The following is a 24,379-nucleotide window of genomic DNA, read 5'->3' as shown; positions in this document are numbered from 1 at the left end:
AATGCTAGTGTTACTTTTAATCTCAGCCTATGCAGTAGAGTTCCTAAGAGAAGTACCAGATGCAAGAGGAGTTTCGCTTGCCTTTTCTGACATATCAGAGAGTAATCTAAACTTTATACCCATAAACCCTTCATCCTTACCAGATTTTGTATCTTTAAATTTTGGAACAAAGGACTTTGCACTACTTGCAAGGTATTATCTCTTTGGTTTCTCACTACCTCTAAAAAAATTAAAAACCGGTATTCTATGGATAAGAACTCAAGTAGACGAAATACCAATATATCCAGAACTTCCTGAAGGAGATACAATTCCTAAAAATAAAATTGGCGAATTTTCAAGTACCCAGAATGCTCTTCTTTTACCATTCAAAATAAGTAATTTCCCAATTGCTTTTCAGTTTAAATTAATAAGTAAAAAAATTAAAGATTTAAAAGGAAAAGGTATTGGTATTGACTTGGGATTTAAAAGAAATTTCAATTTTAAACTCTTCGTAACATATATAGGAGTTTCATTACTTGACATCTTAGGAACTAAAATTTCATATAACAAAGATGAAGTAGATAAAGAGGAAATAAAAATTATTTCTTTTATAACACTTAAGAAGAAATTTAAACCCCTAACTTTTTCTACATCTTTTAAATTCAGGTACGATGTTGAACCAACATATTCAGCAGGATTAGAAATTAAGATAAAAGAAATTTTCTCATTACTTTCTGGATTTGAACAGGAACCAAGATTTGGAGTAGGACTTAACTTTGAAAATTTCAGTGTACACTATTCCCTTAGAATACATGAACTTGGAATAATTCAAGCAGCAAATCTATCAATAAAGAAATGATACTTTTTATCTTTTTAATGTTCTCTCAAGATTCGCTTTTATACGCATCAAATGTTAGAGGTTTCTTTTACCTTACAGATAACAAAATAATAAGTATCGCAGAGAAAAACGGCTGGACTTTTATTGTTTTAACCTATTATCCCCATTATCTTAACTCAGACATACATTACATCTTTAGATCACCAACAACTTCTTTTACAGATACCCCGATAAAAATTATTGAGGATCCACCTGCAAGTAGACCCCCATACGATGGCTCTCCTTCACTTGTTATTGATTCTTCAAGGAATTTTAAAATCCATATTTTTTGGAATTCAGAAAGAAGCATGAGCGGATACCCTTATTGGTGGCAAACTGAAATTTTTTATACCTATTCAGTTGGAACTTACACTAATTTTCCTGTAATTGAAAACGTTTCAAAAGATACAAATTCCTTTGATTTATTTCCAAGCGCAACTTGTGACCTTTCAAACAAAATCTATGTTGTCTATTGGAAAATATTCATGGATAAAGAAAGCATATTTTTGGCCGAAAGAAATAACTACGGAATTTGGCATAATAGGAAAATTACTGATGAAAATGAAATCGCTGAAAAACCCCTTATAATAACTCTTGACAATAACGATAAACTAATTTTTTACTACGAGGTTATTAGTAAAAAAATTTACGCAAGAAAGTTAAGGGATAACTTTATTTATGGACCCTTTGAAATTTCAAGAGGATACGACTATAACATAACTTATAGGAATAATGAGATCTACTTTTTGTACATTAACGAAGACTCTCTATATCTAAAAATTTTAGACTATAATCTAAACACCAAAAAGAAGATATTTTTAGATGATGGACAAGGTCTTTTTATTAAAAATCCATCTCTAATTTTTTTAAAAGATACACTCTACATATTTTACGTTAAGGGCAATAACATACACTCTGACATATTTTTAATAACTTTTAAGGGAAGTGTGCTAAAAAAAGAGAAATTTGTAAGTTCAGTAGGAAAAAATGAAAATCCAATTCCACTTATAACCTCTGAGGGTGAATTTTTTGTGTTCTTTCAGAGTGACAGAAGAAAATATGAAGAAAACTTAAGGGAGTTTAATCATATATACTTCAAAAAAAGATACTTTCAAAACAATACAAAAATGAAAAACTATTTAACTTTTATTTCTCCAAAAGATTTAGAAAAAAAGAAAGTATTTGATTTAAGTGGAAGAAAAGTAAAATTAATATCGAAAAGAGGTGTTTTTTTTATTAAAAATAAAATGGGGGAAACTTTGAAATGTATCTCCTTTTAATTATTATTTTTAAAACAGGTATTTTCTTATTAGATGACGAAGTAAAAAGCAAAGTAAAAATATTTAGGGAAGGCTACTTTGGACCATATAAAATAGCTGTTGGAGAACTAAGGGGGAGGTTAGATCTAAACAGAAACGATTATAAAATAAACGATTTTCATGGAAAGATACTAAAAAAAATTGCCTTAAATCCCTCTTATATTGAAAGGGCAAAAACTTTAAATTTTCAGTGTTTTTTAGAAAGTGATACTCCAATAAGTATTCCAAAAGAAGTGATATTAATCTATACAAAAAAAGAGGGACTTTATTCAATTAAAGGTTATATGCTAACTTCAAAAGGTATAAGAATTGACACAATAAATGTAGATTATATCACTATTTTGGGAAGAGAAGGTAAAATTCCCATTATTACAAAGGGACTTAAAGATGGAAAGTTTGACCCCTTCGATGAAATAATTTTTTATGCAAGAAAACTAAAGGGAAAAGAATCTTACTTTGATCTTTACTCATTTGAAAACACCTATATTCTTTATTTTAACAAAAACTTAAAAATAGAGTTACCTGAGGAAAACACAACACCAGATGAAAATTTATATACCATTAGAAAGGGGTACTTTAATTTTCACTTCGAAGAAGATATATACTTTCCAGATCTTGATCCAGCTCACTCTGATACAGAAAATATTTGGTTTTGGAAATATCTAAGAGAAAACAAAGTAGAAACCCTGAAAATACAACTTCCACTTGCTTCTGATTCAAATTACTATAAATTAAGACTAAATTTTGATACAGAAGAGATGAGCGGACAGGAACCAATTCATAAAATTGAACTAAAAATTGGTAAACATTTCATCGATTCCTTCGTTTATAACACAAGAGTACCCTATACAGTTGAAGAGGATATAATCGGATATATTTTAAACTCTGACTCTCTTATTTTTTTAAAAGAAAAATCAAGTGTACCAAATTATCTAAATTACATTGAAATAGAGGGTGAATTTTTGTTAAATGCAAGAGGTTTAAAAAATTTAAAATTTAATTTAGATAGGGTTGATGGAAACATAGAAATAAAAGGATTCACTAAAAAGCCACTATACTTTATAAATATAAATCAAAAAAATTATACAAACTTTGAAATAAAAACTTACACTGAATCAGGTAAAACTTATTATTCGATAAAAGCAAGAATAAAGGAAAATTTCTCAGGTGAATATTATATAACAACAGAAATATTTAATCCAGAATCCATTGTTCTCTATCGGATGGATAAAGATATAAAAAAAGAAAGTGGTTCAAATATAGTTATAATATATCATCCTGATTTTAAAGAATTTGCAGAATCACTTGCAATCTACCGCTCCTCTCCAAAGGGAGGTTCCTTTAACGTTAAAACATTCTCAATCAAGGATATTTATGTTCAGTTTAACTATGGAACAAAAAGCCCACACGCTATCAGAAAATTTTTAAAATATTACTTCATAAAAAAAGAACCAAAGTTTACTTATCTAATTTTAGTAGGCGATGCAAGTAAAGATCCAAGAAATATATTAAAAAGCAATATAGTTGATAAAATTCCCACTTTTTTATTTCCCTCAACGTTCCAACAATTTGAAACACAAGCAATATTTACAGGATTCTTTTCCTCTGACTTTTACTATTCAAACATAATTGGAAACGATCCATTTCCAGATATTGTAGTTTCAAGAATACCCTTACAAAGTAAAAACGAAGCAAAAATTTATTATAAAAAAATAAAAGAATATACAGAGGAAAACTATGGAATTTGGAGAAGACATTTTATATTAGGTACAGAGAGAAAAAAGGGAACTTTTTCTGATTTGTATACCCAACTGAATAACTTTTTAAAGTCCTTGATGAAAAAGGGTACGACCTATGTAGAACCGGATGAAAATGAAACTCCGGAAAACCTTATATCTTACTTATCTGACGGATGCGCTATATTTAACTTTATAGGCCACGGTGGAATCCATTCCATATGGGGAAAGGCAGCATTTAGACAAGAAGATCTATGGGAAACAAGAAACTATAAAAAATATTACTTTTTTACTGCTCTTTCATGTTGGACGGGTGAATTTGGAATGATCGATTCAAGAGGATTTGGAGAAGAAGCACTTTTAATCCCTGACAGGGGCGCAATAGCCACAATTTCTCTTTCAGGAAGCGGAAAAGCACCAGGAAACGTCAACTTTGACATAAGCAGTGACTACACAAAATCTATTTTCTTAGGATATCTAAGAGATAGTATAAACAGAATCGGAGACCTTGTTCTTTACTCAAGGATGTATATTCTTTCAAGATATACAATTTTAGACGAATTTGTGGAAACAACGTTGAAAACTTCAAATCTTTTAGGAGATCCCCTGATCCTATTACCAGAACTAGAGGAGGTAGAACTGAAATCAAACAAAAATTACTTTACTCCAGCCGAGAGCGTTAAAGTATTTGTTCAAAACCCACAGGTAATATCAGGGATTTCAGTATGGGAAGTTATTTATCAGAACTTAAATGATGAAATTATTCATAAGGATTTATTTACTAGCTTTTTTGAAAATGCAAATATTAATATAAGCTTTAAAATACCTAATAATATAATAAGGGCAAAAACAACCGTAAACCTTTATGCCTTTGATTTTGATTTAAAAAGAGAAATAATCTCTAATCACAAATTCAGTGTAAATTTACTTAATGTTGATAAAATTTATTTTAAACCAGATATTTACTCTGATGATACCTTTAGAGTTTACTCTGTTTTAAGTGCCCCTTTTTCACTTAAAAGCTGTGAATTATGGTACACCTATAATGACACAACTGTTCCAAATAACCTAACAAGAGTAAGTATGATCAAAACAGGGCCAAATAGCTTTAAAACTATCCTTGCTCTTCCTCCATTTAACTATGAATCAAATAAAAGATACTTTCATTATGCCTTTGTGGCAATAGATACTTTCTTTAACAGCTACTTTTCCGATACTTTTTATATAGAGAATAAAATTTATGCTGATTTATTTTTTAATAAGAATTTAGTCTATGTAACTGCTGGTAGAAAATTCCCCGAAATAAATCTTTCTTATACAAACGCTGGAGTAAGAGACGCAGATAGTTTCTTTATTTTTTATGAGATCAAAACAAAGGGAGGCAAAGTTTTGAAAAGTGAAACTCTTTTTGTAAATCTTTTAAAATCCCAAGAAACAAAAATTTTAAAAATTTCTGTACCCTGCACAAGCTACTATTACTTCTATCTAAATTTAGACATTAAAGATAACATAAAAGAACAAAATGAGTTAAACAACGAAGATTTTGGTATAATTCTAAATCCTTACATATACGTTGATACATCAAGGTATAAAGCCGAATATAACTTTAATAATATGATATTTTTTAGCCAATTCTATCCCACTGACAGTTTATCTATATACGAGTTAAAAAGAGGAGTAGACAAAATTATAAATGACTCAACCTTAGAGATATCATTACTGAATTACAGAAAGTTAAATGACACAATTGGAAAATTCATTTTTAAAAATATTAAAGAAAAAAAAGACGTAATGCTAAGAACTAAAAGGGATTCTCTATGGCATAAATTAGAAAGCACTTACGACTCAATAAATAAAAAAATTGAGTTCTATTTACAAGAAATAGGAGAAATAGCCCTTTTTAACCTCACAGATAAAAAGGGACCTGAAATTGAAGTCTACGTAAGGGAAAGAAAAATTGAAGAGGATAAGTTTACAGTTTCTAAGTATCTAAACTTGAAAATCATCTTAAAAGATACATCAGGAATAGATTTAATTTTTAAAAAACCTGAAATAATCTTTAACGGCAAATCACTAAATTATGAAAATACGCTCATTAGAGGTGAAAAAAAGACTATAATAAATCTTAAAGAGGGACCATTAAAAGAGGGAACATATCCGTTAAAGATCATAGCCTTTAACAACATGGGTATAAAAAGCGAAAAAAGTTTTTCAGTTGAAGTGCATACTCCATTTGATCTAATATATTACGGAAACTATCCCAATCCTACAAGAAACGAAAGAACGGTAATTTTTTATGAACTAACAAAAGATTCAGAGATAATGGAAGTGAGTATTTTCACTATATCCGGAAAAAGAATAAAGAAGTTTGTAACTGATGATGAAGGTAAACCTCTAAACCTAAAGGGTAAACATAAAATAACATGGAATCTAAGAGACGGATACGGTAATAAGGTTTCTAAGGGTATTTACTTTTTGTTATTAAAGGCTAAAAAGGGTGAAGATCAAAAGAAAGTAATAGGAAAAATAGCTGTTGAGTAATGGAGAAAAATTTTAAAGAAATAATTCAAAAAGAAAAGAATATTTACCAGAAGCTATCTAAACTTGTAGAAATTTTGAGAGAAAACTGTCCCTGGGATAAAAAACAAACTCTGTTTAGCTATAGAAGAGAACTTTTAGAGGAGTGCTATGAACTTATAAGCGCAATAAATTTTAAGGATAAGGATAAAATAAAAGAAGAAATGGGTGATTTAGTCCTTACAATTTTTATGATGTTAGATGCTCTTGAAAAGGAAAAAGTTGAAAAAAAAGAAAAAGTTATAGAACACGTTATAGATAAAATGATAAAAAAACATCCTCATGTTTTTGGAGAAGAGGAACTAACCGAAGAGGAGTTTCTAAAGAAATGGGAACTTGAAAAAAAAGAAAAGGGACTAAAAGTTGAGGATAAAGTTTTTCCTTCACTACTTTTAGCCGAAAAATTGTCAAAGAGAGCAGGAAGAATGGGCTTTGACTGGGAGAATGTAGAGGATGTTATTGAAAAGTTAAAAGAAGAAATTGAAGAGTTTAAAAAAGCCATCAAAAGAAACAATAAGGAGGAAATTGAAGAAGAATTGGGGGATATACTTTTTGTTATAACAAACATCGGTAGACATCTTGGAATATCAGCTGAAATTGCTTTGAATAAAGTAAATGAAAAGTTTATTAAAAGATTTAACGAAATGATCTCTATATCCGAGAAGGAAGGAAAAGAGTTTCACACGTTAACTTTAAAAGAGATGGATACGTTATGGGAGAAAGCAAAAAATAAAATTAAAAAGAAAGGAGAAAATCATGAATAAAAAATTTGGTATATATATTGATGTCCAAAATTTACAAGCAACATTTGAAAAGTATAATCAAACTGTAAGATATGATAAATTACTTGAGTTTATAAAAAACAGGTACGGAGAGCCCTTTAAGGCTGTTTGCTTTGTCCCCTATAATCCAGAAGATCAACATAGAAAAAGACTTATAGATGCACTTGCACTTATGGGCTACAGAGTCGTCACAAAATCTATAAAGTATCTCCCAGATGGATCATTAAAGGCAAATATGGATCTTGAAATGTGTCTTGAAATTATCAAGGCATCAAAGTATTTAGACACAATTATACTTGTAACGGGCGACGGAGACTTTGTCCCACTTGTAGAAGAATTAAATAGAGCTGGTCGTAGAGTAATAACAATTGGACCTATGAAAGGAGCTACCTCCCTTGAATTAATAAGAGTTTCTGATGAATATTACAACCTAAACGAAATAGAAGATACAGTGATACCTAGAACCTTCTCTCAGGATGATTCTTATGAATCAGTAAAAAGAGAGGAAATTTATTGAAAAAACTTATTACTTTTTTTGCCCTATTTTTAAGTTGTATTTATGAAGATTCGATATACTTTAAGGGTGAATATAACACGATTATACTTTCTTCAGGAAACTTAAAAAGAGCAAAAAATTTAATCAAAAGAAACTTAGAGATTGTACAGTTTACTCCAAGAGAAGAAAAAATTTTTGATATTATTGATATAGACTCACTTGAAAAAAAAGACAAATTTTTATACAAAAATTACATAATACTAGCAACTCCTTGCTCTGATAATTTTAAGTTATTTAAGGAAATTTTTAGAGATATAAAAGAAAGTGGATTGTACTTTAAAAGCGACCCTTTCCTAAGGGGGTCATTTATGATAGCAATATATGGAGAAAAGGAGGAAGAAGTTCTAAGCATTATTTCAAGACAAAAGGAGTTAATTTTTAACACTTTCTATCACAAAGTTATGGACGACCTGAGAAAGATTGCATACTTTCCTGGAGAAAGAAAAGAGTTTTCCGAAAAGGTATTTAAAAAGATTGGGCTTAAGGTAAAAATACCAAACGGTTACAGAGTGTTTAAAGAGGGAGATAATTACATAATTTTTAACATAAACTATCCTGATAGATTTGTTATGTTTTGGAAAATTGACTCAAAAGTGAATTTAGTACCGGAGGAGATAATAGAGCTTAGAAACAAAATAGCAAAAGAGGTATATGCTGGGGATTCAGTTCTAGTAGGCTTTGTGAATTACAAATACCTAAATTTAGGGGGGAAAAAAGCTTTATACATTACAGGTGCCTGGGGAAACCTCAACTTAAAAGTAGGGGGCGGATTTGAATCCCTAATTTTTGAAAAAAATGGGACAACTTACTTTATTGATATTGGAATTTATGAACCAAGAAAAAATAAACTTAAATTTTTAAAAATTATGGAATCTTGGGCTTTTAATATAGGAGATGAATAAAATTATAGAATTTCTCGAAAATCCAAAAAATTACGAAGAAAAAACAGACTATGTGAAAAAAATAGAAACTCATATATCAATAGTCTTTTTAACATCTGAATTTGCCTATAAAATGAAAAAATCAGTAAATTTTGGCTTCCTTGATTACACAGATCTTTCAAAAAGAAAATACTTTTGCGAAAAAGAAGTAGAACTCAACAGAAGAATGGCTGAAGGAATATACCTTGGAACAGTTTATATAGGAGAAGAAAATGATAAACTTTTTTTCAATAGGGGAAAACCAGTTGAGTACCTTGTTAAGATGAAAAAAATTCCTGAAGAGACCCTTTTATCCTATAGAGTCGAAAATAATTTAGTTAAAAAGGAAGATATGTATAAAGTTGGAGAATTTCTAGGGGAATTTCACCTTAGTGCTCAAAGCGACGAGAAAATAAGCGAATTTGGAAAACCAGAAAATTTTAAGGTGAACACAGATGAAAACTTTGAACAAACTAAAGATTTTGAAGAATATCTCATTAAAAAAAGTGATTTTCAATTTATTAGAGAAAAAACAGAAAGATTTTATCAAAAATATTATGATTTGATGTTAAAAAGAGTAAAGGGGGGAAAAATTAAGGATTGCCATGGAGATATCAGACTTGAACATGTTACCTTTTTTGAAAACAAAATAAGAATAATAGATTGTATAGAGTTTAATGAAAGATTTAGATTCGGAGACATTTTACTTGATGCAGTATTTTTAAAAATGGAATTAGACAGTATGGACAGAAGTGATCTTGGGGAGGAGTTTATAAGGGGATGGCTTAATAAAACAGGTGAGAACTTTGATGAAATAAAACCGCTCTACTACTTTTATTTATCGTATAGAGCTTATGTAAGAGCAAAGGTTACTGGATTTCTTCTAAAAGATCCTGCTGTTAAAAATAAGGATAAAATAATAGAAAAAAGTAGAAAACTATTTTTACTATCAAAAAATTATATTGAGACTTGTTTTTGAATTTGAATTATATAGTAATTTTGTCTCTTTTCTATACCAATAGTTGTTTTTGGACCGTGACCAGGATAAACTTCAAAATCGTCTGAAAAATTATTAATAACATACAAGATTGATTTTTTCATATCTTCAAAACTGCTTTCGGGAAAATCGGTTCTCCCTATACTTCCAGAAAATATAAGGTCACCAGTAAAGATCTTTCTGTTAATCACATAAATTACATGTCCGGGTGTATGACCAGGAGTGCTATAAACATCAACTTCGAGACTTCCAAAATTTAAATTTTCTCCTCCCTTTAACCAAAAATCAGGTTCTTTAAATTCACCTGGATCAAAACCTAAAAAGTTTTTCGTAAAATCCCTTGCAGAATAATAAAGACTTTTATCACCTAAGGGAACATAAAGAGGAATCGAAACTATATTTTCTATATAGGAAACTCCAAGCACATGATCAAAGTGAGAATGCGTTATTAAAATAGCTTTTATTTTTATATTATTTTTCTCTAAAATTTTTCTTATTGGCTTAAAATCCCCACCGGGATCAATGATTACTGAATTTCCCTCCTTATCAAAAACAATATAAGTATTAACTTGAAGGGGAGGATAGACGATCTTTTCTATTTTAATGTCTAAAATACCTCTCTTTAATAAAATAAAGGGCAATACCATTTTCCTCAGCAGCTCTAACTACTTCTTCATCTCTTATAGAACCACATGGAGAAACAACTGCTACAATACCCTCTTCGTAAGCCTTATCAATTGAGTCTCTGAAGGGGAAAAAACCATCAGATGCCAAAACTGCACCGACTGTAGAAAGTCCAAAAGATTTTGCCTTTGAGACCGCTATCTCTAGTGCCCTTATCCTTGACGGCTGCCCTGAACCGATACCTAAGGTCCTTTTTGCCTTAGCAATACATATGGCATTTGACTTTGCGTACTTAACAACCTTTAAGGCGAAGAATAGGTCCTCTAACTCAGAACTAGAAGCCTTCTTCTTTGTTTTTAGCTCCCACCTACTAGGCGGAGCCGTACCCTTCATCCTATTTTGATAAAGAATATAGGAAAAAACACTTTTTATCTCATAATCAGGAACGTAAAGTTTACTTGAATCTATGACTCTTAAATTCTTTTTTCCCTTAAACATATCCAGGACCCCCTCTTCGAAAGAGGGAGCGACAACTATCTCAAAAAAACCAGATAAAATCCTTTCACAAGTTGCCTTATCAACGGGAGTATTAAATGCCAAAACGCCACCAAAGGAAGATTCTGGATCTGAAAGATAGGCCCTTTCAAAGGCTTCATCAGGACTTTCACCACAGGCAACTCCACAAGGTGATGCATGCTTTACAATAACACAAGTAGGCTCCTCAAACTCCGAAACACATAAAAAAGCTGTCTCCACATCAAGTAAATTGTTATAGGAAAGCTTTTTCCCTTGAAGTGGTTCAATAAACTCTCTGCCAAAAACAACACCAAATTGTTGTGGATTTTCACCATAGCGTAACTCATATACTTTCTTTCCAGCTAAAGTCAGATAATCAGGAATAATATTACCTGCTTTCCTCCTAAAGAACTCTGAAATTGTGACATCATAAAAAGTTATATATTCAAAGGCCTTAGAAGCAAAGATAAATCTATCGTTTAACGTGATCCCCTTTTCATATTTCTCAATAAAGATCTCATAATCAGAAGGATCAACTATAGGAATTACCCTTTGTATATTTTTGCAAGCAGCCCTTACTAAGTTCACTCCCCCAATATCAATAAACTCAAAAATTTCTTCTTCTGACTTTGCTTCTTTTAATTTTTCGTAGAAAGGATAAAAATTAACAATCACTACTTCAAAGACTTCCTCTTCTTTATCAAGTATTTTTTGTAAAATTAAAGGGTGAAGTGTTTTTATTCTTCCTTGAGCAAGACCCTCAGTTTCTATTCCAAGATCATCCAGTCCTTTCACAGTTAAACCCTTTTCTTCAAGATATTTTTTTGTACCAGACGTAGCATATATTTCAAAATTTTTTTCAATTAGAAACTTAGAAATTATCTCTAATTTAGACTTATCATAAACAGAAATAAGTGCTTTTTTCATAATGAAAATTATAAAATAAATAATGAAAAAATTTCTTATTGGTAAACTTGAGGTTAAAAAGCAAGGATATGGATTTCTTATTGTGAAAGATGGAAAAGATATATTTATACCAAAAAATAAGTTAGGTGGAGCTAAAGATGGAGACATTGTGAAAGTTTTAGTCAGAAAACCCTTTAAATCAAAACCTAAAGGCGAAGTTTTAGAAATAATAAAAAGAGCTGAAAAAATATATTCAGGTACACTTTGGAAAAAAAATAGAAATGTTTTTATTGAACCAGACGATGAAAAAATTGGTGGAATGATTATTCCAGCTGAAAGTGTAAAAGAAATTCCCTCAGGAAATAAAGTAACTTTTGTTCTCACAGAGAAGGGAACAGCAAAAAAAATAAAAGACCTTGGATCACCAGAAGATACCGAAACAATTTTCAATTTAGTTAAAAACTTATATGATTTACCCGAAGAGTATAAAGAAAAATTTTTCAATGAAAAAGAGCTAAAAAGAATTATAAAAGATGAAATTAATAAGAGAAAGGATTTCAGAAATTTACCAACTTTTACAATTGACCCTTATAACGCTAAAGACTTTGATGACGCGATAAGTGCCATAAAAAGCAAAGAGGGGTATGAACTTTATGTTCACATAGCAGATGTCTCCTTTTTTGTTCCTTTTGAATCAGAAATTTTTAAAGAGGTCTTTGAAAGAGGCACAAGTTATTATCTTTTAGATAGAGTAATACATATGTTACCAAAGGAATTATCTGAAAAGTTTTGTTCTCTTCAACCCGGAAAAATCAGGCTTTGCAAAACTGTCCATATCTCTCTCGATAAGAAGGGAAAAATAAAAAGATTTGATTTTTATGATTCTATAATAAAATCCAAGAAAAGATTTAACTACGAAGAAGCTCAAGATGTATTAGAAGGTAAGATAAAAATTTCAGATGAGGAAATCTTAAATTCTTTAAAGGTAGCCGAAGAGATTTCGAAAATATTAAAAGATAAAAGAAAAAAAAGGTTGTCTCTTGATTTTGATATACCTGAGCCAGAGATACTCTTTGGTGAAGACGGAAAGGTAGAACTTATTCGTTTTGAAAAGGCAGTATTCACACATTCCCTAATTGAAGAATGCATGATTATTGCAAACTTTGCTGTAGCTAAATTTTTCCATCAGAAAAAATTGCCATTTATTTATAGAATCCACGAAGACCCAGATGAAAAAAAGATAAAAGATTTGAAAAAAAGTTTAAGTATGATACTTAGAGAAGAAAAATATAGAAAAATACTAAAAAAAGAGGAGTTTGATATAAAGAGTATACTTGATATAATAGATGCGGTTAAAGGGAGCGAGAAGGAAATAATAGTAATTAAAAGGATCTTAAAGGCAATGAAACAAGCAAGGTACTCTCCTAGTAATATTGGACATTTTGGTCTTCAACTACCTTTCTATACTCACTTTACATCACCTATAAGGAGGTTAGCTGATCTAACAAATCATAACCTTTTAAGCCTAGCTTATAGGAATGCAAAAGATATGTATCCGGATGAGGAAAGACTCTGGGAAATTGCAGAGAGAGCCTCCGAAACAGAAAGAATCGCTCAAAGGGCAGAATGGGATCTTGTGGATATGAAAATACTTGAACATATAAAAAAATATATTGGATATAAAACAAAGGGAATTATAACAGAAATAAAAAATAATGGCTTTTTTGTTTATATTCCTGAATTTTATTTTGAAGGTTTTGTTGAGAAAGGTTTTCTCCCCTATAAAACACGTTTTGACCTTGAAAAGGAGGCTATCTTCCTTAAAGGAGGCAAGAAAATCTCTATAGGAGACTATGCATCAGTCTTAATTAATAGAGTTGACATTTTCAAAAAGAAATTACACTTAGTTTTTCTTAAGCTTGAAAAACCTTAAAAAAAAATGTATTATTTCATAAAATTTCTTTAATAAAATTTTGAGGTTCAAATCCCTGTCAGAGGATTTAAGCTATATAAATATGAAAGAAATAATTAAGTGGGATCCCTTCAAAGAAATATCCTCCTTGAGGGAAGAAATTGATAGGCTTTTTGATACGTTTTTTGGAAGAAGAGGATATTTATTGGGAGAGACGGAAACTTTTGTTCCAGCTTGTGATCTTGAGGAAACTGAGGATTCTTTTATAATTTCTGCTGAGATCCCAGGAATGAAAAAGGAGGATATTAAAATAACCGTAGACGAAGACGGTGTAACTATCTCGGGTGAGAGAAAAAGAGAGAGGGAAGAAAAGGGAAAAACTTATCATAGGATCGAAAGAAGCTACGGAAAGTTCCAAAGATATATTCCTTTTCCTAAGGAAGTTCAACCTGAAAAAGCAAAAGCTACTTATAAGGATGGTATCTTAAGAATTGAGGTACCTAAAAGCGAAAGAGTAAAACCGAAAGAGATTAAAATCGAAATTGAAGAATAAATAGTTTAATAAATAAATCGAAAAAAATTATTGAGTAAAAGACCCTTAATTGGAATAACTCCGAGTTTTTCTGAAGAATCACATGATTATATTTTAAATAATAAATATATTGAAGCAATTAGGGAAGCAGGGGGGATTCCCCTGGTCATTCCGTACTTAGACCTAGAAAACATAGAGGAGGAGATTTTCTCTTTTTTTGATGGATTTTTACTGTCGGGTGGGGGAGATGTTCATCCTAGTTTTTATGGTGAAGAGCTAGAGAACGTTGAAAAGGTAGTTCTTGAGAGAGATAAATTTGAAATAGAACTAGTCAAAAGATGTTTTGAAAATAAAAGACCTCTACTTGGAATATGTAGAGGACTACAGGTTATGAATGTAGCTATGGGAGGAACCTTAATTCAGGATATAAAATCCGATATAACACATAGGCAACCACCCCCATATGATAAGCCTGTTCATTCGATAACTGTTTATAAAAATAGTCAACTATACCAAATATTAGGTATAGAAGAATTAACGGTTAATAGTTCTCACCATCAAGCAATAAAAAATTTGGGTAAGGAGTTGAAAGTTTCAGCTCAGGCTGATGATGGAGTAATAGAGGCAATTGAAAGTGAGAAACATCCATTTTTTATTGGGGTTCAATTTCACCCTGAACGTTTATTTAATAAAAACGAAGCATTTCTTAAACTTTTTAAAAGTTTTGTAAATTCCTGCAAGCGATCAATCTGAAGGAAACTTAAAGTATTTTTTTATAATTTCAAGTCTCTTTTCTCCTAATCCCTTTATTTCAAGTAATTCCTCAGGTTTTTTTATTTCACCCCTTTGATTTCTAAACTCAATTATCCTGGAAGCTAATCTCGGTCCAATAGAAGGTAAATTCATTAAATCCTCAAAATCCGCTAAATTAAAATCAATCTTTTCAATTTTTATGAGCTTAGGCTCAGATTTTCTCTCAATTAAAAATTTTTCCCCAAGATCACCCACAATTATAATAAAAATCAAAAGATACAAAACTTTTTTCTCTGAATCAGAAGGATAAAGATAATAGTAAAAGAAAAATCTCAGATAGCGTAATATTTTTAACATTTTTGTAATTATAATCTTAAAAAAGTTAAAATACAAAAATGAAAATTTATATAGATAACCTTGAGTTTGAGGTCGATCTGAACAAAACACTATTAGAAATCCTAAGAGAAAAGGGATATAACATTCCGTTTTACTGCTTTCATCCTAACTTAAGAATTACTGCTTCCTGCAGAGTTTGTATGGTAGAAATAGAGACTAATGGAAAAAAATATATTGTTACAGCATGCTCAACTTACCCTCAAGAGGGAGTTAAAGTTTTTCCTAATTCTGAAAAATCAAAAGAAGCAAGGGCTAACATACTTGAACTTATGCTCATACACCATGCAATAGACTGTCCACTATGCGAAAAGGGTGGAAAGTGCGACTTACAGGACTTTACCTATGAATTTGGTCGGATTTTAAAAGAGACTGATTTAAATAAAATTTTACCTGAGAAACAAAAATTTAATGGTCTTTTAAGGTTTTATCAAACAAGATGTATTTTATGCTACAGATGCTCTAACTTTTTTAGGGAAGAACTCTATTCTGATAAATGGCTTTCATTTGAAAGAGGTAAAAAAAGCTTTGTAGGTCCATTCAATTTAGAGCTTACTGATGAGATTCCCTTTTTGGGCTACTTAACACATCTCTGCCCTGTTGGAGCAATCCTTGACAATAAAGATTATAGTTATGGTCCAAGATCTTGGGATCTTAAAGAAATTGAAAGCTCTTGTTTTCTCTGTTCAACAGGGTGTGAACTTAAATTTTGGGTAAGAAAAGAAAATAGAGAAAAGGTTATAAAATCCGGAATAAAGAGGAAACCAAACAAAATATATAAAGTAATTGCAAAAGATAATTTTCAAAATCCCACAATCTTCTGTGACAGAATATTCTATGGAAAAGATTTTATATCAAACACTAAAAGAGTTTTTAAAGGTGATAACTTAGAGGAAACAAAGGAAAAACTTAAAAAAGCCTTAGATGAATATGCTAGAGAGGAAATTGCCCTTTTGATTTCCCCTCGTGAAGTAGATGAAGTTTTAAAAAGAATTAGAAACTTTATAGTAAAGGAAAATATTAAAAACGTAGCTATTTTACCGGGTAAAATATACGATGGGGCACAAAATATAACCTCAGAGATAAGTCTTAGCAATTTTGAAAACTCTTTTTCTCTTATATATTACACACTTATAGATTACTCTCATCCTGTAATTGGATTTGAACTTTTTAGAATAATGAAGGAGGGTAAAAGGTTTAAAAAACTTAAAGGTTCCTTTCTTGAAAATGTTATCAAAAAAGAAAATTACTTTGCTGTAGTAAGCGGTTTTGAGGATAGATTCTTTAGAAATTCTGATTTCTGTTTAAAACTGACTTATAAAAAATCTTATGAACTACTTCTTGATCTTTTATCTTTATTTTATAGAGAAAAAGGCCAATTACCTGAGCTTAAGGATTTTAAATATATTAACAAGTATTTTTTTGAAGAATTCCTAAGAGAAAGAAAGAATGTATCAAAGGAGGCGGAGTTAATCTGTGAGAAAATAAAAAATTATAAAAACTTCATAGTTGTTTTTAATGATATGTTAAATCCAAAAGTGCAGCTTCTTTTATATTTCCTATCAAAGTGTCATGAAAATGGAAAAGTTTTAAACTTAAGAAGTGCATTCAACACAGAGGGACTCCTTAGACTCTTTAAAGGCTTTCATTTTAAAAGTCTGAGTGAAATAAAAAATAAACTGAAGAACGAAACGATAAAATGCCTAATACTTTACAGAGTTGAGCCTTATTTTGATATTCCTGATAAAGAATTTTTAAATCTTATGGAAAATACTAAGGTTTTTTACATAAATTCTTTAAAACCCAAATATGAAACAAAAATGGAGTACCTCTTTATTTCAACACCATTTGAATACGGAGGCGAATTTATCAACAATTTAGGAGAAAAAAGAAAAATCAATAAACTCTTTGATCCTATTTTTGAGAGTTACAGCCCTCAAGATTTATTTTATGAGGAAAATTATGAATTAAATGTGGAAGATAAGATTCTACTAGATTTTAGCATATTTATGGAGGATGTAGAAGAAAGAGAGTTTTTAATAGAAAAGCCTAATCTATGGGACATTAACCTTTTGTACACAGACAACATAGATAAAAGCTTTGATTACAGTGATCTTAAATCTATTGTTAAGCTTAAGAGATTCTTTAGTGAGTGATTTTTGGAGGAATCGACTTATCTACAAAGGATAAAAATAAAGCTATCTGTTTTATAGAAAAAAAGAAAAAATTTAGCATAATTTTTTTAAAAAGTAAGGTTTCAGATGAGGAAATAGTCTACTTAGTTAAAAAGTTTAAGCCCGTTTCTGTTTCAATAGATGCGCCTTTAAAATGGAAGAATTTTGTGGACAGGAAAGAGGATAAAATTTTAAGAAAATATTTAAAAAAGAGAAAAGTTAAAAATGTGGGAGTAATCCCTTTCTATGTAAAAAGTATGATAGAACTTTCTAAAAAGGGGAATTTTCTATATAGTAAATTAAAAAATATAACAAGAATCCTTGAAACTCACCCAACAGCATCAATAAGAATAAATGGATTTGAAGGTAACTATAAAAAAGATAAAGAAGAACTGAGAAAAATCTTAAAAAGTTTAAAACATAAATTTACAAATATAGAGATTATTAAAAATCATAACGAGCTTGATGCCCTTTTTTGTGCTCTCTTTTCTTTATACTATTTTAAGGGCAAAAATATATTAGTTTTAAGAAAAAAAATTCCTTACGGAATACTTTTAAAAATTTAGAAGTTACTCGATCTCTTCACCCGGTTTTAGAATTATAACTTCAATATTTAATGAGGGATCAAGTAGTTTTTTAAATTCATCTGGGGTTCCTGTAAGTATAGGGAATGTTCCATAGTGCATTGGAATAACAAATCTCGGTTTTAAAAGTTTACAGGCAAAGCTAGCCTCAAGAGGGCCCATGGTGTAGTGAGATCCTATTGGTAAGAGTGCAAGATCAGGTTTATAAAGTTCACCAATTATCTCCATTCCTGAGAAAACCCCAGTATCTCCAGCATGGTATACTGTAAAGCCATTTTCAAATTTAATAACAAATCCTGTAGGATCCCCTCCTGGTATTATCTTATCTCCTTCCTGAATTGATGAAGAGTGAGTAGCCTCAGTTTGAATTATTTCTATATCTCCATCTTTGATATGTCCCCCTATGTTCATTCCTACACTGTTTTTAACTCCCTTCGACTGAAGATAAACAGAAATCTCATGGATAGAGTAAACCTTTGCACCAGTTTTCTTGGCAATTTCTATTGTATCTCCAATATGATCTCCATGAGCGTGTGTTAAAAGTATAATATCAGCCTTGTCGTAATCTTTACTAGTAGAAACAGGATTACTTAGCCAGGGATCAACAAATATTACCCTACCGGATGGAGATATAAGTCTGAAGGCCGCGTGGCCGTAATATTTTACCTTTACCCCATTAAATTTTTTCATTTTCCCTCCTTTTTTTTAAAAATTATGAGAACTAAACAAAAATTTTTTCAAGTAAATTTTTTGTTACTTTTGATATTTCATAGTTTTCTTTTACAAAGTTGTAAGCATTTATTATTAATCTCATTCTTAAGTCGTTATCCTCTATTAGTCTAATAATTTTTCTTGCGAAATCGTCTTCATCTTTTGCAATTAAAAGGTGTTTTCCGTTTTCAACACCAATTCCCTCTGCCCCCTTATATGTTGTAACAATTGGAGCTCCAAACCGCATGGCTTCCAGTAATTTAACTTTTATTCCTGTACCAAATCTCAAAGGTGAAACAAAAACAGCTGCTTTTTTATAAAGAGGCTCTAGATTATCAACTGTTCCTAAAAGTTTTACATTTTTTTCGCCAGTTAAAGTAGATTTTAAATCATCTCTTAAATTTGAACCTACAATCCAGAATTCAATTTCAGGTAACTTTTCTCTTATATAAGGGAAAATTTTTTTAACAAAGTACAAAACAGCATCCGGATTGGGAGCATAATCCATCTTACCAACGAAAAGTAAGTAATTATCTTTTTTATCAATTTTTAGCTCTTCTTTTATTTCAACAGCTGGAGGGAAGAGAATAACATTTTTTATACCGTTATTTTCAAGATATTTTTTATCTAACTCAGAGTTCGTTAAAATAAACTTAAAAAATCTTGACCAATACTTCTCATATCTTCTCATCATTTTTATCTCGTAGGATAAAAGTAATCTTTTAATGAAATAAGTTTTCAAAATTTTTCTTATCAAGTGTGGCAAACTGTAAGTAGCTTCACCAAAGGGATTTTCTATATCTTTTATAAATTTTTTCATGTTTATGTACTTTAGAGATTGAGGATCATCCATGTTCAAAATAACTTTACTACCTTTAACGTAGGGAAAAACATGAGCAATTCTTATATAGTCAATAAAAATCAGATCTGGTTTTATTTTTTTGACAAAGCTTTTTAAATTCACAAAGGCTTTTCTGTTTATGCAAAAAACTATCTCTAATGGGCTTTTAAAAGTGGAAAATAAGAGATTTTTAAAGATAGTAAAATTTGATAATGGGGGAACAAATTGAATTTCTTCGAAAAAGTTAATATTTTTAGTATCAAAGTTAGCAAAAGAATAAAGATAAAGTTTATGACCCTGCTTTTTTAATTCCTTAGCAAAAAGGAAAATTTTCTTTCTAAGACCTGAAAAAGGAGGAAACAAGACTTGGGAAGTTACAAAAAGAATTTTCATTGCTAAATTTTAAAAATTTTGTGATAAATTTTACAAAGTAGTTTATAATTAAAAATGCTAGAAACCATAAAACTAAGAAAGAATAAAATTTTCGCTTTTTATCTTTTTTCATTTGTTCTCTTCTTTCTTTTTTTCGTTTATCTCCTGTTAGAAACGAACGTATCCCTAGTTTTAATAGCAAAAATATTTATATTCCTATCTTTTCTCTTGATTCTTCCCTTTGGGAATTTCTTCAGAAATGTTATAATTCTTTTGCCCTACTCCTTAATTTTAAAGTTATCTATAAATTTTAACTACATCGTCTCACCCTTTAATTTAAAACCAGCTCTTCCAAATATAATTTTGCCCTTTAAAATGTTCAATTTCTTTGTACTTATATTTATGTTTTTCGCATTCCTTTATCTTCTAAGTGGTAACAGATTAAAAGAAAATGTACCCCTTTTTGGCTATCTAGTAACCTTGTCTTTTTTAAACTTTCTATCAATTTCTTGGTCATTAAAAAAAGATTATGCTTTTCTAAACTCTATCATGTTTTTAATAAACTCCTTTTATTACTTTATCGGCTTTCTTTACTTTAAAGATAAAAAAGATTCAAACATTCTACTTTTATCACTATTACTTTTTCTAATCTTTAATTTTTTCATATCTTTTTTCCAATATTTTTTTCCAGATTCTATAATTGCACGGTTTTGGAAAATAGAAATGGGAGAATACTATTGGACTATGAGAGCAAAGGGAGTTTTTTATCATAGCAATAGCTATTCAGCCTTTATCAGTCTTGCCTCTATAATGATACTAAGTTTTATTTTATATTCCGAAAACAAACTCTTAAAGTACCTTTTAATTTTCACACTTTTCTTCTCTATTTTCACAATTTTTTTAACATTTTCTAGAGCTGGCTATATCTCGTTATTCCTTTCGCTCTATCTTTTTTATTTTCTTTATCTCTTAAAGAAAAGAAAAGCAAAAATTTTAGTATTTTACACAATTTTAGCAATTATACTTTTTATTTTATTTTTACTTGTAATTAAAGTAATTGCACCATCGATTTATTTAAGATTTGAATCTATACTCTGGGGTAGAAGAGAAATAAGTATTCAATTTAGAACTATATTTTGGAGTGAAGCCATTAAAATTTTCATCAATGATCCCCTAAAAGGTTTAGGAAGCGGACAATTTGCCTTTACTGATTTTTCTCAGGTCCACTTACACGCCCATAATGCCTTCTTAAACATACTTGCTGAACTTGGAATCTTCGGTTTCATAGTATTTATACTCTTTCTCTATAAAATATTTAAATTTCTTTTCGATATCTTTAGAAAAACAAACGAAAAAGAAATATTCTTAATAATAGGTCTTCTTACATGTTGGATCTCAATTATTCTTCAACTCTTTTTTGACTATTACTGGTTAAATGCTATCTACGACATGGAAATCAAGTTTTTCTTTTTGTTTATACTCATAACTTTTCTATTGCCAAAATTTTATATTAACGAAAAATTAAAGATCCCTTAATCTTTTTGACAAAACCTTAGCAATCTCAAGTAAAAGTTTAGAGGCTGCCTTTGGGTTTGTTTCGATAAGTTTAAAAAAAGCTCGATGGAAAAAAGTAATACTTCTGAATCCTGAACTTCTCTACGAGTAGCACTTCTTACTCCCTCATCTATAAGAGCCATCTCTCCTAAAAAATCTCCTGGACCAAACGTAGCAATCTGTACCTCTTTTTCCTCTTCGTTCCTTCTTAAAATCTCTAATTTACCACTTTTAACCAGATACAAAAACCTTCCTGTATCTCCCTCAAAAAAATAATTCTACCCTTTTTAAATTCTCGAACACTCATAAACGGCGCTATATCCCTTAAAACCTCTTCTGAAAGTCCCCCAAATAGCTTATTTTACTTTAAAACGTTAACTATTTCCTCAATTTCCACAAAAAAACTCCTAAAATAAAAATTAAAATTGAAATAATTTGCGCAACTGTTAAAAAGGGAATAAAAGAAGGAGTCGTAATTCTCAAAAACTCAACTAAAAATCTCTCTAAACTTGAAAGAATCAAATATAGTGAAAATAATTTTCCCTCTTTTAACCTATCTCTAAGTCTAAAAAGAACTATAAACACTATAAACATCATTATAATCTCATAAATTTGTGTTGGATGAACCCTCACAAGCATATCTTCTGGTCCCTCAATCTTTAAGTAGGGGAAGTGCTCTCTTAAGGCTCCAACGTAAGTTGGTGGGGTACCCCTTGGAAAGGCCATAGCCCATGGTAAATTACTTGGCTTACCATAATCATCTCCAACTAAAAAACAGCCTATCCTTCCTATTGCATAGCCTATAGCAAGAGGAGGTGAAATTGCATCAGCTGCCTTCAAAATAGGGTGTCTTATCATTGTTAAATAAATAAGAATTAAGAAAAGGGAGAGCAAAAAACCTCCATAATATGTAAAGCCGCCTCTTTGTAATAGATACTTAATCGGATTTGAAATAAAAACATTAAAGGGTATATTCTCAAAGATAAAGAGAAGTTTTGAGCCCAAAACAGCCCCAACTAAAGCTAAAATGAAAACGTTGTTAAAGACTCTCCTATCTAGTCCCTTTCTTATCCACTCCTTTTCGGCAAGGTAAGTACCAACAAAAAAAGCAATAGCCACCATTACCCCATAAGAAGATATAACAAAATTACCTATTCTTAAAAGTTCAGGATACATAAACTAAGCTCCTTTCTAAGGCCTTTCTAACAAACTCCTTAAAGATCGGATGAGCATTTAGTGGTCTTGATTTAAACTCTGGATGATATTGAACACCAATAAAAAAGGGATGATCCTTTAATTCAATGATTTCAACAAGATAACCATCTGGTGATTCACCACTTATTATCATTCCCTTTTCCTCAAAAATTTCTTTATAAGAAGTATTGAACTCATATCTGTGCCTGTGTCTTTCATAGATTAAATCAGAGTTATAAATTCTATAGGCAAGCGTCCCTCTTTTTATTTTGCAAGGGTAGGAACCCTTTCTTAATGTGCCTCCATAATATTTAACCCCCTCCTTTTCAGGCAAAATTTTTACAACAGGATAAGGAGTGTCAGGATCAAATTCAGTACTATTTGCATTCTTAAGGCCTAAAACATTTCTTGCAAACTCAATGGCTGCCACTTGCATGCCTAAGCAAATACCAAAAAACGGAATCTTATTCTCCCTTGCATATCTAACTGCCTTAATTTTACCTTCTATCCCTCTTGCTCCAAATCCTCCTGGAACAAGGATTCCATTTACAGAAGATAAAAGTTTCTCCTCCTCTTTTTCTTCAAGATCCGTCGCTTCAATCCATCTAAGATTAACTCTTGTTCTAAGATAGGATCCTGAATGAATAAAGGCTTCAATAATACTTTTATAAGCATCCTTCAAATGAGTATATTTCCCGACTATTGCTATTTCTACTTCATTTTCAGGATTTAAAACCCCATCTAAAAATTTTTCAAATTCCTTTAGATCTGGTTCAGAACAGTTTAATTTAAAATGATTTAAAATTTTTTCATCAAGTTTTTGCTTTTTAAAATTTAATGGAACTTCATAAACTGTTTTTACATCTATCGCTTCTATTACATTTTCTGGAGGTAAATTAGAATAAAGAGCTATCTTATCTCTTGAGCTCTCGGAAAGCTTTCTGTCAACTCTACATATAACGAAATCAGGCTGAACTCCGATTTCCCTCAGTTTCATAACTGAATGTTGAGTCGGTTTTGTTTTCAGCTCCCCAGCGCTTTCTATAAACGGCACAAGTGTAAGGTGAATAAAGATAGTATTTTCGAAACCCTCTTCTAGTCTTATTTGCCTTATTGCCTCTAAAAAGGGAAGACTCTCCATGTCCCCAACAGTCCCCCCCACCTCTACAATTACAATATCAGCAGAAGACTCCTTACTAACCTTTCTTATCCTTTCTTTAATTTCATCTGTAATATGAGGTATAATCTGAACAGTAGCACCAAGGTATTCCCCTTTTCTTTCCTTTTCAATAACACTTTTATAAACCTGTCCTGTTGTTACATTATTTAACTGACTCATATTTTGATCTAAAAATCTTTCATAGTGGCCAAGGTCAAGATCTGTTTCTGCTCCATCCTCTGTAACGTATACTTCTCCATGTTGATAAGGATTCATAGTTCCTGGATCTACGTTTATGTATGGATCAAGCTTCATAGCAGTAACCCTTAATCCTCTTGCCTTTAGGAGAAAAGCTATTGATGCTGTTGCAACTCCTTTTCCTAAGGAAGATACTACCCCTCCCGTTACAAA

The 24,379-nt window shown here is 30.6% G+C and carries 20 protein-coding genes and 1 pseudogene; 13 read left to right on the top strand and 8 right to left on the bottom strand.

The genetic code is table 11. From position 1 onward, the window contains the following. Positions 1–7: 7 nt before the first annotated feature. The 7 genes from ABDH49_03855 to ABDH49_03825 are packed head-to-tail and all read left to right on the top strand — an operon-like array spanning position 8 to position 9,725. On the top strand, positions 8–838 hold the full coding sequence (locus tag ABDH49_03855) for a hypothetical protein (GenBank protein MEN3046103.1): 831 nt from the start codon (positions 8–10) through the stop codon (positions 836–838). After that, on the top strand, positions 835–2,136 hold the full coding sequence (locus ABDH49_03850; protein ID MEN3046102.1) for a hypothetical protein: 1,302 nt from the start codon (positions 835–837) through the stop codon (positions 2,134–2,136). Before ABDH49_03855 ends, ABDH49_03850 begins: the two co-directional genes overlap by 4 nt. Beyond that, positions 2,121–6,452 (top strand): C25 family cysteine peptidase, encoded by a 4,332-nt coding sequence (locus ABDH49_03845; GenBank protein MEN3046101.1) that lies wholly within the window; start codon positions 2,121–2,123, stop codon positions 6,450–6,452. Before ABDH49_03850 ends, ABDH49_03845 begins: the two co-directional genes overlap by 16 nt. After that, on the top strand, positions 6,452–7,252 hold the full coding sequence (gene mazG, locus ABDH49_03840) for a nucleoside triphosphate pyrophosphohydrolase (GenBank protein ID MEN3046100.1): 801 nt from the start codon (positions 6,452–6,454) through the stop codon (positions 7,250–7,252). The genes ABDH49_03845 and mazG overlap by 1 nt, the downstream gene beginning before the upstream one ends. Next, the gene (locus tag ABDH49_03835; GenBank protein MEN3046099.1) at positions 7,245–7,787 is read left to right on the top strand and encodes an NYN domain-containing protein; all 543 of its coding nucleotides are present in this window, start codon (positions 7,245–7,247) and stop codon (positions 7,785–7,787) included. The genes mazG and ABDH49_03835 overlap by 8 nt, the downstream gene beginning before the upstream one ends. Further along, positions 7,784–8,728: a DUF4837 family protein gene (locus tag ABDH49_03830; protein MEN3046098.1), complete on the top strand. Its 945-nt coding sequence runs from the start codon at positions 7,784–7,786 to the stop codon at positions 8,726–8,728. The genes ABDH49_03835 and ABDH49_03830 overlap by 4 nt, the downstream gene beginning before the upstream one ends. Further along, positions 8,721–9,725 carry a gluconokinase gene (locus ABDH49_03825; GenBank protein MEN3046097.1) on the top strand — a complete coding sequence of 335 codons (1,005 nt, stop codon included), beginning with the start codon at positions 8,721–8,723 and terminating at the stop codon, positions 9,723–9,725. Before ABDH49_03830 ends, ABDH49_03825 begins: the two co-directional genes overlap by 8 nt. Here ABDH49_03825 and ABDH49_03820 read toward each other — a convergent pair. Next, on the bottom strand, positions 9,704–10,384 hold the full coding sequence (locus ABDH49_03820) for an MBL fold metallo-hydrolase (GenBank protein MEN3046096.1): 681 nt from the start codon (positions 10,382–10,384) through the stop codon (positions 9,704–9,706). The genes ABDH49_03825 and ABDH49_03820 overlap by 22 nt on opposite strands. Beyond that, a complete protein-coding gene (purH, locus tag ABDH49_03815; GenBank protein ID MEN3046095.1) occupies positions 10,344–11,810 on the bottom strand; it encodes a bifunctional phosphoribosylaminoimidazolecarboxamide formyltransferase/IMP cyclohydrolase in 1,467 nt (488 codons plus the stop codon). The genes ABDH49_03820 and purH overlap by 41 nt, the downstream gene beginning before the upstream one ends. 22 nt (positions 11,811–11,832) lie before the next feature. Here purH and ABDH49_03810 point away from each other — a divergent pair, with 22 nt between their 5' ends. From ABDH49_03810 to ABDH49_03800, 3 genes are all read left to right on the top strand, one after another. Continuing rightward, the gene (locus ABDH49_03810) at positions 11,833–13,722 is read left to right on the top strand and encodes a ribonuclease R family protein (GenBank protein MEN3046094.1); all 1,890 of its coding nucleotides are present in this window, start codon (positions 11,833–11,835) and stop codon (positions 13,720–13,722) included. Between the two features lie 82 nt (positions 13,723–13,804). Then, positions 13,805–14,254, top strand: a complete 450-nt coding sequence (locus ABDH49_03805) for an Hsp20/alpha crystallin family protein (GenBank protein MEN3046093.1) — start codon at positions 13,805–13,807, stop codon at positions 14,252–14,254. 30 nt (positions 14,255–14,284) lie between these two features. After that, a complete protein-coding gene (locus ABDH49_03800) occupies positions 14,285–14,986 on the top strand; it encodes a gamma-glutamyl-gamma-aminobutyrate hydrolase family protein (GenBank protein MEN3046092.1) in 702 nt (233 codons plus the stop codon). Here ABDH49_03800 and ABDH49_03795 read toward each other — a convergent pair. Beyond that, positions 14,978–15,343, bottom strand: a complete 366-nt coding sequence (locus ABDH49_03795; GenBank protein MEN3046091.1) for a helix-hairpin-helix domain-containing protein — start codon at positions 15,341–15,343, stop codon at positions 14,978–14,980. The two genes, ABDH49_03800 and ABDH49_03795, sit on opposite strands and share 9 nt — an antisense overlap. Before the next feature lie 38 nt (positions 15,344–15,381). Between ABDH49_03795 and ABDH49_03790 the strand changes: the two genes are divergently transcribed. Then, positions 15,382–17,535, top strand: coding sequence for a 2Fe-2S iron-sulfur cluster-binding protein (locus ABDH49_03790; protein ID MEN3046090.1), 2,154 nt, complete (start codon positions 15,382–15,384; stop codon positions 17,533–17,535). Beyond that, complete coding sequence (locus tag ABDH49_03785; GenBank protein ID MEN3046089.1) at positions 17,532–18,119, top strand: DUF429 domain-containing protein; 588 nt, start codon at positions 17,532–17,534, stop codon at positions 18,117–18,119. Before ABDH49_03790 ends, ABDH49_03785 begins: the two co-directional genes overlap by 4 nt. A gap of 3 nt (positions 18,120–18,122) precedes the next feature. On the opposite strand, the gene ABDH49_03780 is transcribed toward ABDH49_03785, so the two are convergent. After that, positions 18,123–18,827, bottom strand: a complete 705-nt coding sequence (locus ABDH49_03780; GenBank protein MEN3046088.1) for a metal-dependent hydrolase — start codon at positions 18,825–18,827, stop codon at positions 18,123–18,125. 31 nt (positions 18,828–18,858) lie between these two features. Next, complete coding sequence (locus tag ABDH49_03775) at positions 18,859–20,082, bottom strand: glycosyltransferase family 4 protein (protein ID MEN3046087.1); 1,224 nt, start codon at positions 20,080–20,082, stop codon at positions 18,859–18,861. A 252-nt stretch (positions 20,083–20,334) separates the two neighbouring features. On the opposite strand from ABDH49_03775, the gene ABDH49_03770 reads away from it, so the two are divergent. Then, on the top strand, positions 20,335–21,597 hold the full coding sequence (locus tag ABDH49_03770; protein MEN3046086.1) for an O-antigen ligase family protein: 1,263 nt from the start codon (positions 20,335–20,337) through the stop codon (positions 21,595–21,597). On the opposite strand, the pseudogene ABDH49_03765 reads toward ABDH49_03770, so the two are convergent. The 3 genes and pseudogenes from ABDH49_03765 to ABDH49_03755 form a co-directional block, all read right to left on the bottom strand. Next, a pseudogene (locus ABDH49_03765) lies at positions 21,594–21,875 on the bottom strand (cyclic nucleotide-binding domain-containing protein). The gene ABDH49_03770 and the pseudogene ABDH49_03765 overlap by 4 nt on opposite strands. Before the next feature lie 118 nt (positions 21,876–21,993). Next, entirely contained in the window at positions 21,994–22,791 is a 798-nt protein-coding gene (locus ABDH49_03760) for a prolipoprotein diacylglyceryl transferase (GenBank protein ID MEN3046085.1), read from the bottom strand. Next, positions 22,781–24,379, bottom strand: a 1,599-nt coding sequence (locus tag ABDH49_03755; GenBank protein MEN3046084.1) for a CTP synthase, incomplete at its 5' end; no start/stop codon positions are given. The genes ABDH49_03755 and ABDH49_03760, both read right to left, overlap by 11 nt.

Source organism: Candidatus Hydrothermales bacterium (genome assembly GCA_039630235.1).
Taxonomy (GTDB): domain Bacteria; phylum Hydrothermota; class Hydrothermia; order Hydrothermales; family JAJRUZ01; genus JBCNVI01.
The sequence above is the reverse complement of the archived record's forward strand: the minus strand, read 5'-3'. Positions and strand labels throughout refer to the sequence as shown.

Excerpts from the sequence above, each read along its gene's own strand:
- ABDH49_03790 (MEN3046090.1), top strand. The coding sequence starts at position 15,382 with ATGAAAATTTATATAGATAACCTTGAGTTTGAGGTCGATCTGAACAAA.
- purH (MEN3046095.1), bottom strand. The coding sequence starts at position 11,810 with ATGAAAAAAGCACTTATTTCTGTTTATGATAAGTCTAAATTAGAGATA.
- ABDH49_03805 (MEN3046093.1), top strand. The coding sequence starts at position 13,805 with ATGAAAGAAATAATTAAGTGGGATCCCTTCAAAGAAATATCCTCCTTG.
- ABDH49_03850 (MEN3046102.1), top strand. The coding sequence starts at position 835 with ATGATACTTTTTATCTTTTTAATGTTCTCTCAAGATTCGCTTTTATAC.
- ABDH49_03810 (MEN3046094.1), top strand. The coding sequence starts at position 11,833 with ATGAAAAAATTTCTTATTGGTAAACTTGAGGTTAAAAAGCAAGGATAT.
- ABDH49_03775 (MEN3046087.1), bottom strand. The coding sequence starts at position 20,082 with ATGAAAATTCTTTTTGTAACTTCCCAAGTCTTGTTTCCTCCTTTTTCA.
- ABDH49_03845 (MEN3046101.1), top strand. The coding sequence starts at position 2,121 with ATGTATCTCCTTTTAATTATTATTTTTAAAACAGGTATTTTCTTATTA.
- ABDH49_03780 (MEN3046088.1), bottom strand. The coding sequence starts at position 18,827 with ATGAAAAAATTTAATGGGGTAAAGGTAAAATATTACGGCCACGCGGCC.
- mazG (MEN3046100.1), top strand. The coding sequence starts at position 6,452 with ATGGAGAAAAATTTTAAAGAAATAATTCAAAAAGAAAAGAATATTTAC.
- ABDH49_03795 (MEN3046091.1), bottom strand. The coding sequence starts at position 15,343 with ATGTTAAAAATATTACGCTATCTGAGATTTTTCTTTTACTATTATCTT.
- ABDH49_03825 (MEN3046097.1), top strand. The coding sequence starts at position 8,721 with ATGAATAAAATTATAGAATTTCTCGAAAATCCAAAAAATTACGAAGAA.
- ABDH49_03760 (MEN3046085.1), bottom strand. The coding sequence starts at position 22,791 with ATGTATCCTGAACTTTTAAGAATAGGTAATTTTGTTATATCTTCTTAT.
- ABDH49_03835 (MEN3046099.1), top strand. The coding sequence starts at position 7,245 with ATGAATAAAAAATTTGGTATATATATTGATGTCCAAAATTTACAAGCA.